Origin of the sequence: Ruminococcus sp. AM26-12LB (assembly GCF_003480785.1) — a bacterium.
Classification (GTDB): Bacteria; Bacillota; Clostridia; order Lachnospirales; family Lachnospiraceae; genus Blautia_A; species Blautia_A fusiformis.
The window spans coordinates 1-13,900 of record NZ_QUJX01000007.1 but is presented as its reverse complement, the minus strand read 5'-3'; the positions used below and the strand labels follow the sequence as shown (position 1 = coordinate 13,900).

The following is a 13,900-nucleotide window of genomic DNA, read 5'->3' as shown; positions in this document are numbered from 1 at the left end:
CACCTTCGTCTTATTATCTTCCTGATCTGCGTCAGGCCATATCCTTCAGCAGTCCGTGTTTCTCATAATTGGTCACTCTGCTGATCCTGTTCTCTTCATCTACAAATACAACTGCAGGCTTGTGAGTACGGGCTTCTTCCTGCTCGTACTGTGCGTAAGCCATGATGATGATCTTGTCACCGGTGCTTACACATCTTGCTGCTGCTCCGTTCAGGCAGATCATACCGCTTCCGCGTTCTCCGCAAATGGTGTATGTCTCGAAACGGCTGCCGTTGTTCACATCTACGATCTGGACCTTCTCATATTCCAGTATCCCGGCAGCTTCCAGCAGTTCCTCATCCACAGTGATACTTCCTACATAATCCAGTTCCGCCTGGACAACGGTTGCTCTGTGGATCTTTCCTTTTAACATCTCTATTGTCATCTTATATAAGTCCTTTCCTGTAGGGAATAACTTTCAAGTGGATAAAAACATCCGCTTCCGTATTTAATAAAAAAACGTCTCGGGGTACACTTCGACCCTGAAACGCTTCTGATTGATTCCCTGTATATTGAGTCCTGTTTTTTATACACGAAAAGCATGCTCTTCAACAGTTGCTCAAAATTCCCATAACTGTTGTAACGCCTTCGTTATCATCGATACAGGCTCGTATCTTTTATAATTTTCATATATCCGTCCGTTCCCGATCCCGGGTTCCGGCTGGCTATTTTTATATAAGATTCCAGTGATTTCAGCCAGAGTATAGTTTTGAGTCCAAATACTATCTCTGTGGGGTATTATTGCACCCCGACACTGGTTTGTCAATAATTTTCATATTCTCTATTATCATGAATGGCAGTAATAATCTCAAAATCAGTTACTTTCACCAAAAAACCCTCCCCCACAGCAATTTCTCTGCCATGTGAAAGGGCTTTAGCTTTCTTCCTTTATGCACATTATTTATGGATATGCACATCCAGCTGATTATAAGGAATCTCAATTCCATAATAATCAAAATCTTCCTTGATCCTCTGGTTCAATCTCCATCTGGCTGCCCAGTAGCGGTCGGTATCTACCCAGACACGAAAGCCCATGATCACAGAGCTTTCTGCCAGCTCGTCTACGAATACCACCATCTCTTCGTCTTCTCTTGTATCCGGATCCTCGGTGAGGATATCTTCCAGGATATCCTTGGCCTTCTGGATATCTGCATTGTAAGAGATCCCCACTTTGATCTCCAGCCTTCGCTGATCCCTTGCTGTTACGTTGGTGATGGTCACATTGGAAAGAGTACCGTTCGGGATCACGATGTGCTTGTTATCAATGGATAACAGCGTTGTATAACAGATCTCGACCTTGGCTACCGTTCCCTCGCTTCCGTCCTGTCCGTTAACGATGATGTAATCCCCTACCTGGAAAGGCTTGAACAGAAGAAGCATCATACCTCCTGCCAGGTTGGCAAGTCCGCCCTGGAGGGCAAGACCCATAGTAACACCTGCAGTTCCGAGAAGTGCTGCCAGAGATGATTCCTTTACTCCAAAGCTTATGGATATGTTAAAGATCAGGAGTATGTAAAGTACGATCTTGACCAGTGAGGACATAAACTGTGCCACTCCTGTATCCAGCCTGGATTTTGTCAGTGATTTCCTCACAAACTTTACGATCCATTTAATTACCGTGCTTCCTACCCAGAAAGCAACAATAGCCAGAACAACCTTGATTCCGAATTTCGTGATGTCCGGCAGATAATTTTCAAACATCTGCCTGTACTGGCTTACCTGATTTCCGACCTCCTGCACGGTCTGTACAGTACTATCCAAATATAATCCCTCCTGTCTGATCGATCATTCGATATACATATGCGGATCGATCTATGAGCTTCAAAGCTTATTTCTGATATAAGCATTTCCTATAATCCGCATCTGGTAATATAATAATACAGCAGTGGTTTTTCCCTGTAAACCTGATTTCTCCGGTTCTATAAAGTATAGGGTATAAACCACTGCTGTATTTCTGTTATAGCTTTATTGTATATCGGTCCGGTAATCCGCCGCAGAATGCTGCAGAATATACTTGCCTGCTTCTCTTTACTCAGTTTTTCTCTTTATTTACTGATTCCCTTCATGGAAAGGCTGATCCGTTTTTTCTTCATATCAACACCAAGAACACGGACATCCACGATATCTCCCACACTGACTGCTTCCAGCGGATGTTTGATGAATTTCTCGCTCATCTCGGAAATATGGACCAGGCCATCCTGATGCACACCGATATCCACAAAAGCACCGAAGTCAATAACATTGCGGACAGTTCCCTTGAGGACCATGCCTTCTTTCAGGTCCTTCATATCCAGGACATCGGTACGGAGGATCGGTTTCGGCATCTCGTCACGTGGATCTCTGGCAGGTTTTTCCAATTCCTTTACGATATCACATAAGGTTGGCTCTCCGATCTCCAGCTCCTTTGCCAGTTTTCCGTAATCGCGGATCTGCCCAGAAATACCGGTAAGCTTACGCTCTGCCACATCTTCCGGTGTGTAGCCCAGCTTTTCCAGGAGTTTTTTTGCTGCGTCATAGCTTTCCGGATGGACACTGGTTGCGTCCAGAGGATTTTTGCCTCCTGTGATCCGTGTGAAACCTGCACACTGCTCAAAGGCTTTCGGACCAAGCTTGGCAACCTTAAGAAGTTCTCTTCTTGTCTGGAAACGGCCGTTTTCCTCACGGTAGGCTACAATATTCTTTGCGATGGCCTTGCTGATTCCGGAAATATACTCCAGAAGGGATGCAGACGCAGTATTCAGATCCACTCCGACCTTGTTTACACAATCTTCCACAACGCCGTTAAGGGCTTCTCCCAGCTTTTTCTGGTTCATATCATGCTGATACTGACCGACACCGATGGATTTCGGATCGATCTTTACAAGCTCTGCAAGCGGATCCTGTACACGTCTTGCGATGGATGCGGCGCTTCTCTGTCCAACATCGAAATTCGGGAATTCTTCCGTGGCAAGCTTGCTTGCGGAATATACAGAAGCACCTGCCTCGTTGGTGATAACATACTGGACCTTTTCCGGGATTTCCTTAAGAAGCTCCACGATGATCTGCTCGGATTCTCTGGATGCCGTTCCGTTTCCTACAGAGATCAGTGTCACATGATATTTGCTGATAAGCTTTTTCAGGGTTTCCTTTGCGGCACGGATCTTGGTCTCATTGGTTGGTGCTGTGGGATAAACAACTGTGGTATCCAGAACCTTTCCGGTAGGATCTACCACTGCCAGCTTGCATCCGGTACGGAAGGCAGGGTCCCAGCCAAGAACTACCTGTCCTGCAATTGGAGGCTGCATGAGAAGCTGCTCCAGATTTTTGCCAAAGACATGGATGGCACCGTCCTCTGCTGCCTCTGTAAGGGCGCTTCGGATCTCACGCTCAATAGCCGGTCCGATGAGACGTTTATAGCTGTCCTCAATGGCTTCTTTCAGAACCGGTGTAGTGTATGGATTATCGCGGACGATCACCTGTTTTTCAAGATAACGGATGATCTCTTCCTCAGGTGCAAGGATCTTCACAGTAAGGAATTTCTCTTTCTCACCACGGTTCAGAGCAAGGACACGATGACCTGCAAGCTTTTTCACCGGCTCCTCAAAGTCATAATACATCTCGTATACAGACTGCTCCTTCTCATCTCTTGCGGTGGAACATATAGTTCCCTTATCCATTGTTCTCTTACGGATACTGATACGATAATCTGCTTCATCAGAAATGTGTTCTGCAATGATATCTCTGGCACCGCTGATGGCCTCTTCCACAGTTTTGACTTCTTTTTCCTCAGAAAGAAATGCTTTTGCCTCTTCTTCAAGAGGTTTCTTCGTCATCTGGAGAAGGATGATGTCGGCCAGAGGTCCCAGACCTTTTTCCCTGGCGATGATGGCACGTGTACGGCGCTTCGGGCGGTACGGACGGTAAAGATCCTCTACCACAACGAGTGTCTGCGCTGCCTCGATCTGTTTCTTCAGCTCCGGAGTCAGCTTGCCCTGCTCCTCGATGCTGCCCAGAACCTGAGCCTTTTTATCCTCAAGATTTCTTAAATAAGTAAGTCTCTCATTAAGATTACGAAGCTGTTCATCGTTCAGTGTACCGGTTGCTTCCTTACGGTATCTGGAAATAAAAGGAATGGTGCAGCCTTCATCGATCAGCTTAACCGCTGCCTCGACCTGCCATTTCTCAACGTTCAATTCTCTGGTAATTACCTGAATAATATCCATTTTTATCTTTCTCCCGTTGTTTCAAATTTGCCTGAGGCTGCTTTTTCCTCTTTACACAGCTTCTGACATTTATCAAAGATCAATCTGTGCGATCACGTCCTTCAGAGCATTGGCGCTCGCATGAAGCTTCTCTGTCTCCTCCTCGGTCAGCGGAACACGAACGATACGTTTTACACCTTCCGGTCCGATAGAAGCCATGGTACTAAGACATACGTCTTCAACACCGTACTCTCCGTGAAGCATGGTTGATACACTGACTATTGTATCAGATGCTGCAAGAAGAAGCGAGCAAAGTCTGCAAACAGATACGGCTACCGCATAAAATGTAGCACCCTTCTTGGCGATCACAGTTGATCCTGAAGTATGAACATACTCCAGAACCTCTTCTCTGTCAAGTGGCTGCAGATCTTTCTGATCCTCATGAACGATCTTGTCAAACTCATCAAGGGTCGCACCTGCAACAAAGGCTCTGGACCACGGTACAAAGGAAGTATCTCCATGCTCTCCGAATACATAGGCGTGGATGTTTTTCTCAGATACACCGTAGTGCTGAGAAAGTCTGCAGCGGAGACGGGCCGTATCCAGGGCGGTTCCGGAACCAAGGATCTGATTTTCCGGCAGTCCGGAAAGCTTTGCAAATGCATAAGTCATAATATCACATGGATTACTTACGATAATATAAAGCGCTTTGGGAGCCACCTTTACGATCTCCGGAGTAATACTCTTCATAATGTTGACGTTGGTCTGTGTCAGCTCGATGCGAGTCTGTCCCGGTTTTCTGGCAATACCGGAAGTGATGATCACAATGTCAGAATCTACAGCATCCGGGTAATCTCCTGCCACGATGGAGATCGGCTCACGGAAACTGGTTCCCTGCTCAATATCCATAACCTCACCTTCAGCCTTATCTTTGTTAATATCGATCAGAACAATCTCTGATGCAATACTCCTCTGTGATAAGGTATAAGCGATAGTTGCTCCTACACTTCCTGCTCCGATGATCGTAATTTTACTGCTCATATTTGTTCTCCTTTCAGCGTTGTTTGTCATTTTAATAACAACTTTAATTACACACATTCAAACATAACATAAAACATTGCCCTGTGCAATAAAAATTTTATTGTATTTCTCAGGTTAATTCCCGCTAATTTGCATTTCAAATTATTTAAACCGATTATATTTTCTGATATTTTCCATATTATTCTGTATACATTCCTGTTATTTTTTTATCGATTTATAGAAGCAATTTCAGAAACCTAGCAAAAAACCTCTGAACTTCAAAAAAAATCAAGAAGTCCAGAGGTTTCTTTCACCTCTTATTATTGGCTTAGATTCAGATGTTTATAGCTGCTCCAACGTTCACCCGGTTAATTCTTTGCCTGGGCAAGGGCTTTTTGTGCAGCGTCCAGGATCCCTTCGGAAGAATATGTGGCTCCGCTGACAGTATCGATTCCATCCGCCGACTGGTTTGCCATGATCTGAGAATAGATCGTGCTCCATGCAGGATCAAAAAATTCCGGTGTATCCTGATTTGTCTGCTCAATGGATACGATCTGGCCTCCTGAGATCGTAATTGTCAGATATGTTTTTCCTCCATATCCAAAAGCCGAGCCTGTATACGTTCCATCTCTGTACATTCCCACCGGTTCCGGTGCTTCCGTTGGCTCCGGTGTTGCATCCGGCTCATCTGTCCCTGGTGTTGGAGTTACATTGGGTTTTTCAGGAACCGGCGTCACATCCGGGTCGTCCGGCTCCGGCGTCGGGGTTGCTGCCGGCGTCTCTGTTGGCTTCGGTGTGGCTGTTGGTTTCGGCGTTGCCGTAGGTTTCGGTGTGGCTGTTGGCTTTGGTGTCGGTTTCTTTGTCGGAGTTGGTGTCGGTTTCTTTCCATACTCCGGATTGATCGCTTCTTTAAGAGCTTTTTTTACAGCGTTGAGAATTCCGTTGGAGGAATAGGTTGCTCCGCTGACTGCATCAATATCATCCACAGAATCTGTACCGATGATCTGTTCTTCCAGCACGCTCCATGCTTTTTCAAAAAACTGCTTTGTGTCCGTATTTTCCTGTTTCAGAGCTTTGATCACTCCATCCTTGATGGTCACAATTACTTTCACGTCTCCATTGAAGCCCTTTGCCGAAGCTGTATATTTACCATCCAGATATTTTTTCGGACTGTCCGGATCTTCCGGTTCCTTTGTAGGAGATGGTTTTTTGGATGGTTTTTTTGTAGGTGACGGAGCTGATGTCGGAGTTGGTAAAGCAGTTGCTGCAGGTGTAGGGGTGACCTGCTGGCTGTTTCCATCTGCCGCTGCCTGGGAGAGGGCATTCTGAACTGCCTGGATGATTCCGTTGGAGGAATAGGTTGCTCCACTTACTGCATCTACATTCGGTGTATTTCCGGCGATCATCCTGCTGATCACACCCTGAGCTGACGCAAAATACGACGCAGTTTCTCCAGATGCCTCCAGAATATCTATGGCCGCAATCTTTCCACCGCTGATTGTTACTCTCACGCGGATCGTCCCGCCAAATCCGGTTCCGCTTCCTTCATACGTACCGTCCTTATATCCATCTGCCGGAACGCTTGCTACCGGTGTCTGCGTGGTTCCCTGTCCTGCGGCGCCGGCATTGCTTTTTGCAGATTCGGAAACCGTTCTTGTACCTGAGCTTTTTTTCGCTGCTGTTTTTTTTGAACTTTTTTTCGATGAGCTTTTCTTTTTTGTTGTACTGTTTTTCTCAGCTGTGCTGTCAGAAACAGTATTTTCTTTTTCATACCCGAAATATTTTTCCAGCTCTGAAGCGGACATTACGGTCGTCTCTGCCTGCCCGACTGCTTCTGTCTCTCCATCAGAGCCCTTCGCCTTTATGCCTGAAAACACAAGCGCCGCAATCACAGCAGCTGCAGGGACCAGCTTGGTCCAGGGTATCTTCGGAGTATTTTTTTCCTCCTGCTTTTTATCTTTCAGATCTTTTTCCATGCTTCCTTACTCTCTCCTCTTTTCTTGCGGCCTCTGTCAGACATTGCTCTTCAGAAATCAGCAGACCTCTGCCGCAGACATTGCTCTATGTCTGCGGCAGAGGCTTCTGGATATCTGTGCTCACATTCGGTTCAACAGTGAAATTATTTAACTGTTACCACAAATTTCTTTGTAATTCCGTTGCATTTCACTGTGATCGTTGCTTTACCTTTTTTGATTCCCTTTACAACACCCTTGCTGTTTACAGCTACAACTTTTTTATTGCTGCTTGTATATGTAACCTTGCCTGCAGGTGTTGCTTTGGATCTGATGGTTGTTGTTTTACCTTTTTTGATCGTTGCAGAAGATTTTACAAGACTGAATGCAGGATTCTTGACAACTACTTTGCAGGTTGTCTTCAGGGCTCCTGCCTTTGCTGTAATCGTAATGGTTCCTGCTTTGATTCCTTTTACAACACCTGTTTTACTGTTTACGGTTGCAACCTTTGTGTTGCTGCTTGTGTATTTTACAGTTGCAGATGGTGTTGCAGTTGCTTTTACAGTTGCTGTTTTTCCTTTGTAGATCGTTACGGAAGCCTTTGCAAACTTGATTGTAGAAGCTTTTACTGTTACCTTGCAGGTTGCTGTGGTATTTCCTACCTTTGCTGTGATAACTGCTGTTCCGGCTTTTACGCCTTTAACAACACCCTTGCTGCTTACTGTTGCAACCTTTGTGTTGCCGGACTCAAATGTCACTGTTGCATCGCTGTCATTTGTTGTTGCCTTAAGAGTCGTTGTTTTTCCTGTATATACAGCTGCTGTCTTATCAAGTGTAACTGTTACCTTCTGAAGCTCTTTCTCTGCTCCCTGAAGATGTTCAAGTGCTTCATTTACCTCAGCCTGACTTGCATCTGTTTTTGTAAGAATGTCTTCTGCTTCCTGAAGCTCACCGGCAAAGGACTTCCAGGTTGCAATTGTGTAATCTGCCTCTGCCAGAGCCTTTGCAGCTTCCACTTCTGTTTTAAGACTTGTAAAATCAGTTGGCTCCATTGTAGGATTTACGATATTCTCTGCAGTTGCCTGGAAGCTGTAGGTATAGTCATTATATCCAAGAGCATACACTGTCAGTTTCCAGTATCCTGTTCCGTCTGTTCCTCCCGGAAGCTTGCAGCGTGCAGATTTTGTAAGTCCAAGCTGGATTCCCATTGCTTTATGCATCCAGTTATCTGCGGCAAACTTGGTTCCATAAGAAGCGAGGCATTTTGTATATGTGGAATCATCTCCATAATAATCCCAGCGTACAGCCTGCATATTTGCACCAAGATCACCATAATTTCCATTGAGATCCACACGGAGGAATTCGCCGTAGCTTCCGCTTGCTGCTTTTACACTCGGCTTGATCTCTGTTGCTGTTTTTAACGCCTGATCCTTGATACCGGAAGCTGTTCCGTCTGATTTTCTTGCTGTAAATGTAAAGCCGTCACCATTTTTCTCCGCATATTTCAGACCATTTGTCTGTGCATTTACGTCTGCCACAAGGCCTTTATAATACTGGAGATTGTTTTCACTGTATCCTCCGGAGAGCACAGCTCCATCCTGTACAACATTATACTTTTTGCAAAAATCTGCAAAATCTGCGGTCTTAACTGCTACCGGGACATATTTCAGACCATATATCTCATAATGATCCATCGTATAGGTTTTTCCATCTTCTGTTGTTATACTGCCTCTGTTCCATTTTACCTTGGAACCGTCTGTAAGATAAAGTGTGCTTCCTTTATCCTCCCAGTAGGATACGTCGAATCTGGTTCCGTCTTCAGCAATGATCGTAGCTTCTGTCTGATAGCTTCCTCTGTGAAGTCCATGATTTGCAGTCGCTCTTGTTACTGTATCAAAAGCTCCTGTATCAAACTCACTATGTGAATCCTTCTCTTCTGAAGAGCTTGTATCTCCAGCTGCATATACGCCTTCTGCTGCCCAGTACTCACCCCAGGTAAGTCCTGCATATACGTACTGATACTCGCCTGTCAGCTGGTCAGAATCGGAAAATGCTTCCGCCACTTCATCGCCTTCTGTGAAATTCTCTTCCCCTGTAGAGAACGGGTCTGCTTCCTCTGCTGTATCTTCCTGCTGGATATCCTCTGTCTCGTCTGCAGCAGCTTCTGGCACTGCTGCATCCTCTGCTGCTTCTTCTGTTATGTCTGCAGCATCCTCTATAGCTTCTTCTGCTACAGCTTCAGTATCCTCTGCCGTTTCCTCTGTGCTAAAATCCTCCGTATCTCCTGCCTCTGCCTCGGAAACCACGGCTGCATCAAGATCAGATGCCATTACAGCGGTCGGAAAGGTTGTTGCTGCCACTGCAAGACTTAAAATGCATGGAGCTGTTTTTTTCAATAGATTCCACTTCTGCATTGCTTATTCCTCCTAAAAATATGATATATTTATAGAACCCTTTCCAGGTTTACTATCGCAAGTACTGCGGATATGAGCATTCCCCTCTGCCAAACAATCATAAACCGGATCGCCGGGAGATCAGCTTCACTCTGCAATATCCTCCACACTATAGGAATCCGCAAGCAGGCTGAACCGCTCCTTCATCCCCTCAGTGAGATATACATGATGGTCTTCATCCACAAAAAGTCCGTCTGCACCGTAAGCTTTCAACAGCTGTGTCCCTTTTTCCACCCCCAGCACAAAACATGCTGTGGAAAGCGCATCTGCCTCCAGACCTGAGTCACAGACTACCGTTACCCCGGTCACTCCGCTTTCTGCCGGATAGCCGGTAGACGGGTCCATAATGTGGTGATACCTTACAGCATTTTCGATAAAATATTTCTCATAATCTCCAGATGTGGAAAGAAATTCTGTACCATTTAAGGCAACCACACCAAGATAGTCATCCTCATTTTCAGCTCTGGGATCTGTCACTGCCACATTCCAGGAAGAACCATCCGGCTTGCTTCCGTAGGTCATGACACTGCTTCCTCCCAGATTCATAAGTGCTGCTATTACATCCTTCTTTGTTTCCAGTTCTTTAAGGATCCGGTCACAGCCAATACCCTTTCCCGCTGCTCCAAGATCCAGAGAACAGCCCTCCTCCATGTGGACCGTATTTCCGTCAAGAAAAATTTTCTGATATCCGGAATCCTTCAGAACATTCTTAATTTCTGCTTCTTCCGGAATTTTCTGGTTTTCCCCTCCAATATCCCACAGGCGGATCAGCTTCCCGATGGTTGGGTCAAAGGCTCCGTCAGAATCCTCTGCGATCTTCAGAAGACGTTTCAGGTATCCGGAAAGCTCGTCGGAAATCTCCGTATCTTTTCCGCTGTCTGCATTCACCTTATAGATCTGGGACTTCTCATTGGTCCAGGAAAGAAGGTTCGTCTCCACATCTGTCAGCACAGCTGTCAGCTTACTGTTTATATCGTCACCTGTGGTATAGAGTGTTTCTGATACCACAGTATCCATTGCAAAATCTGTATCGGTATATGTCTGTACATCATTTTCCGAAGCAGCCATGCACAGCACAGGAAACAACACCGCAATTCCTGTAAATGTAGCTGCTGCCAGAAAAGTTTTCTTTTTCAGAGCCTGATATCTCATAGATCATTTTTCCTCAATTATTCCAATGTGAATATTTTTTCTCGGGCATGCTGCGGCACATGCGTGGCAGCAAAGACATTCGCCGGATCTGCCTGTGTCGCCGTCGATATCCAGATGAGCCGGACATCTTTTTTTACAGAGACCACATTTCGGCGGACATTTCTCACGGTTTCTCCGAAACAGTGCACCCGGAAGGATTGGCATTAATGCAAAAACCGCTCCCATGGGACAGAGAAACTGGCAGAAAAACCTTTCCTGTGTACACATTCCCACAATGATCAGCACCAGGAGCACAATTCCCACCAGATATTTGCTGTTCGGGAGCCGTCCTGCCGTGAGCATGGAAAAAACATCCCACGGGCTGGTTCCCGTAAGCTTTCCGTATACACCTGTAAGGCAGGAAAGCAGGATCAGTGCCAGTACGATATATTTGACTTTCTGAAGCCCGTGAACCATTTTTTCGGAAAGAGCCGGTTTCTTTTTTTTGTGAAAGCATTTCATCCGGATCCAGGAAAAGCCTTCATATACGGCATCTCCGAAAGATCCGAATGCACACGCATATCCGCAGAAATGTCTTCCGAAAAAGCAGGTAAAGATCAGAAGCACTGCCGTTACAGTCAGAAAGGAATTCCACTCCACCGGCTGACCGGCCGCAATGGCAAGAAAGATCGATTTGATACCTGCAAAGGCTGTAGAAAACAGAGACGGGGCGGCAATAAAAAATGCCAGCTGTATTCCCGCACGCATCAGCCTTACCTCCCGCTGTCTTTTTTTCATGAGTTTTCCGCCTTTCCAAGTGCCGCATCCACTGCGTTCAGGATTCCTGTGGAGCTGAACGTTGCTCCAGATACGGTATCCACATCTGTACTCTGAGCACTCAGGATGGAATCGATCACACTCTCTGCCTGTGAAAGATATGCACTGTCCTCACCTGGGGCGCTGACTACGTTGATGGATGTGATCTCATCACCGGTAAGTGTCACCTCCACCTGAATGGTCCCGCCGTATCCCTCGGCTTCTCCTGTATAGGTTCCATCTTTATATACATTATCGGAATCTGCGGTTGCTGTGTCCTCTGCGTCTGCATCGGATACATTGCCATCTGAAGTGTCTGTTGTTTTGTCATCGCCTGCTGCATCTGCATCACTGCTGCCTGATTCTGCAGATGCTGCCTGATTCTGCATACGATTTACATAACTCGTCTCCAGCGCACTGAGAAGTTCATTCTGCTGCTCCTGAAGTGTATCTACCTTATCTGTCAGAGCCGCGATCTCTTTTTCATTTGCCTGGGCTTTCATGCTGCTGTTATAAAAAAGTACAGCCAGGATCACCAGCAGTAAGGAGATCACTCTCATATAAAAATTCTGATTTTTCATCTCTTTTCTCCCTTGTATTTATAACAATTCCGTAAATTGCTGCATCAGGCTCAACTGTGCGAACATATATGGCTGCGTCAGATGCTCTCGATCCAGTCCTGTAATCTGCGTATAACTGTCTTTTGGATAAATTATATAGTTTTTATCCATATACATAAATTAGTTTTGATTAATCTTTTTTATAAAATTAGACGATGCTAACTTACAGTTAGGTATTATATCACCTGTTTTTTTTCTTGTCTACACTTTTGTTAGTAGTTTATAACTTTTTCCAATATGAATTTTTCTGTTTTATGTCTTTTATAAAAGAAAAATCATCGCCACTCCTCCCTTTCCGTTGGGAACAGCTGTATGAATTATGGTTAGATATCATTAACTTATGTTTGCCTTTTAATTTCGATTATGATATGATTTTTCTGAATCTGTAACAGAAATGGAGATTTGTTTTGAAGAAAAAAGAATTGATTTTTATTGCCGGGATCCTGATTCTGGCGGGGGTTCTCTGGCTTGGTTTTCAGATTGCGGGGAAACGTTCCCATAATACGATCCGTATTACCGTTGACGGAAAAGAATTCGGAACCTATTCGCTTTCCCAGGACCAGATCATCCACATCGGAGACACCAATGTCTGCGAGATCAAAGATGGAAAAGTTACAATGATCGAAGCAACCTGCCCGGATCATTACTGTATAAAACAGAATGCTGTGGACGAGCACGGCGGTTCCATCATCTGCCTTCCTAATAAGGTTGTGATAGAAGGGGAAAATACTGCAGAGGATTTGGATTCGGAGAGTTCGCCTAAAATTGATGCGGTGACATAAAATTTCCGGAGAATATGCGTAATGCGTATTCTCCGTAGAGTTTTCTCTGACAGACGGTATTCTGTCTGTGCTATTTCTGCAACGATATTCCTGCAACAAATGAAAGGATTTATTTATGAAACGAAAAACAGCTTATCTCGGATTATTTGCCGCAGTAGCGATCATTTTTGGATATGTGGAGTCTCTGGTCCCTGTATTTACAGGGATTCCGGGTATCAAGCTCGGGCTTGCAAACCTGGCGGTGCTTTTTATACTGGACCGATATTCCTTTAAAGAAGCGGCTCTCGTGTCCGTTGTCAGAATCCTGGTGATCGGATTTATGTTTGGAAATCTGTTCAGTATTTTGTATAGTCTGGCTGGCGCTGCGCTTAGCCTGACTGTGATGGATCTTTTAAAAAAACATTCCGGCTTCAGTCTGATCGGTATCAGTGTGGCCGGTGGTGTCACACATAATATCGGGCAGCTGATCGTTGCCATGATCGTGGTGAGCAATACGAGTTTGATGGTTTATGCACCGGCACTGCTGGTAGCAGGTGTCCTGGCGGGGATTCTCATAGGTGGGTTGACAAAGGAGGTTGTGGGACGACTTCCTTTGAATCTATAATTATGTGGTTTGCTTTTTGGATTATGGTTTTCACTTTTTGAAGTGAGGGGAAATTGTGTGGTTTGATTTTTTAGATTATAGTTTTCACTTTTTGAAGTGAGATAAATTGGGTAGTTTGATTTTTTGGGATTGTAGTTTTCACCTTTTGAAGTGAGAGGAAATTGGATGGTTTGATTTTTTTGGATTATAGTTTTCACTTTTTGAAAGTGGGTAATTTGCGAGAAGGGGAAGCACTCATAGTTGCGAAGGCCGTCTCCAATGCCATTTAGATAGAACATTTTGTAGATGATTCTTTATGTTAC

11 protein-coding genes are annotated in these 13,900 nt (G+C 45.1%); 2 read left to right on the top strand and 9 right to left on the bottom strand.

Annotation, left to right across the window (positions count from 1 at the left end):
* Positions 1-31: 31 nt before the first annotated feature.
* The 9 genes from panD to DW694_RS06420 form a co-directional block, all read right to left on the bottom strand.
* The gene (gene panD / locus DW694_RS06460) at positions 32-424 is read right to left on the bottom strand and encodes an aspartate 1-decarboxylase (RefSeq protein WP_015526224.1); all 393 of its coding nucleotides are present in this window, start codon (positions 422-424) and stop codon (positions 32-34) included.
* A gap of 512 nt (positions 425-936) precedes the next feature.
* Positions 937-1,800: a mechanosensitive ion channel family protein gene (locus tag DW694_RS06455; RefSeq protein ID WP_330383034.1), complete on the bottom strand. Its 864-nt coding sequence runs from the start codon at positions 1,798-1,800 to the stop codon at positions 937-939.
* A gap of 284 nt (positions 1,801-2,084) precedes the next feature.
* Positions 2,085-4,241, bottom strand: a complete 2,157-nt coding sequence (locus tag DW694_RS06450) for a Tex family protein (protein ID WP_118752724.1) — start codon at positions 4,239-4,241, stop codon at positions 2,085-2,087.
* 72 nt (positions 4,242-4,313) lie between these two features.
* Positions 4,314-5,261, bottom strand: a complete 948-nt coding sequence (locus DW694_RS06445) for an L-lactate dehydrogenase (protein WP_015526226.1) — start codon at positions 5,259-5,261, stop codon at positions 4,314-4,316.
* A 347-nt stretch (positions 5,262-5,608) separates the two neighbouring features.
* On the bottom strand, positions 5,609-7,216 hold the full coding sequence (locus DW694_RS06440) for an FMN-binding protein (RefSeq protein ID WP_118752723.1): 1,608 nt from the start codon (positions 7,214-7,216) through the stop codon (positions 5,609-5,611).
* A 143-nt stretch (positions 7,217-7,359) separates the two neighbouring features.
* Positions 7,360-9,606 carry a penicillin-binding Tp47 domain C-containing protein gene (locus DW694_RS06435; protein ID WP_015526228.1) on the bottom strand — a complete coding sequence of 749 codons (2,247 nt, stop codon included), beginning with the start codon at positions 9,604-9,606 and terminating at the stop codon, positions 7,360-7,362.
* 126 nt (positions 9,607-9,732) lie between these two features.
* Positions 9,733-10,797 (bottom strand): FAD:protein FMN transferase, encoded by a 1,065-nt coding sequence (locus DW694_RS06430; protein WP_015526229.1) that lies wholly within the window; start codon positions 10,795-10,797, stop codon positions 9,733-9,735.
* 3 nt (positions 10,798-10,800) lie between these two features.
* Positions 10,801-11,574: a 4Fe-4S binding protein gene (locus DW694_RS06425; RefSeq protein WP_015526230.1), complete on the bottom strand. Its 774-nt coding sequence runs from the start codon at positions 11,572-11,574 to the stop codon at positions 10,801-10,803.
* Positions 11,571-12,173: an FMN-binding protein gene (locus DW694_RS06420; RefSeq protein ID WP_118752722.1), complete on the bottom strand. Its 603-nt coding sequence runs from the start codon at positions 12,171-12,173 to the stop codon at positions 11,571-11,573. Before DW694_RS06420 ends, DW694_RS06425 begins: the two co-directional genes overlap by 4 nt.
* A gap of 446 nt (positions 12,174-12,619) precedes the next feature.
* On the opposite strand from DW694_RS06420, the gene DW694_RS06415 reads away from it, so the two are divergent.
* Positions 12,620-12,994 carry a NusG domain II-containing protein gene (locus DW694_RS06415; protein WP_118752721.1) on the top strand — a complete coding sequence of 125 codons (375 nt, stop codon included), beginning with the start codon at positions 12,620-12,622 and terminating at the stop codon, positions 12,992-12,994.
* 115 nt (positions 12,995-13,109) lie between these two features.
* Positions 13,110-13,598: a Gx transporter family protein gene (locus DW694_RS06410; protein ID WP_022426176.1), complete on the top strand. Its 489-nt coding sequence runs from the start codon at positions 13,110-13,112 to the stop codon at positions 13,596-13,598.
* The last annotated feature ends 302 nt before the right edge of the window (positions 13,599-13,900 follow it).

Bases quoted from the DNA above. Each gene is read 5' to 3' on its own strand.
- DW694_RS06420 (WP_118752722.1), bottom strand. From the start codon at position 12,173: ATGAAAAATCAGAATTTTTATATGAGAGTGATCTCCTTACTGCTGGTG.
- DW694_RS06440 (WP_118752723.1), bottom strand. From the start codon at position 7,216: ATGGAAAAAGATCTGAAAGATAAAAAGCAGGAGGAAAAAAATACTCCG.
- DW694_RS06425 (WP_015526230.1), bottom strand. From the start codon at position 11,574: ATGAAAAAAAGACAGCGGGAGGTAAGGCTGATGCGTGCGGGAATACAG.
- DW694_RS06410 (WP_022426176.1), top strand. From the start codon at position 13,110: ATGAAACGAAAAACAGCTTATCTCGGATTATTTGCCGCAGTAGCGATC.
- DW694_RS06450 (WP_118752724.1), bottom strand. From the start codon at position 4,241: ATGGATATTATTCAGGTAATTACCAGAGAATTGAACGTTGAGAAATGG.
- DW694_RS06430 (WP_015526229.1), bottom strand. From the start codon at position 10,797: ATGAGATATCAGGCTCTGAAAAAGAAAACTTTTCTGGCAGCAGCTACA.
- DW694_RS06445 (WP_015526226.1), bottom strand. From the start codon at position 5,261: ATGAGCAGTAAAATTACGATCATCGGAGCAGGAAGTGTAGGAGCAACT.
- DW694_RS06435 (WP_015526228.1), bottom strand. From the start codon at position 9,606: ATGCAGAAGTGGAATCTATTGAAAAAAACAGCTCCATGCATTTTAAGT.
- panD (WP_015526224.1), bottom strand. From the start codon at position 424: ATGACAATAGAGATGTTAAAAGGAAAGATCCACAGAGCAACCGTTGTC.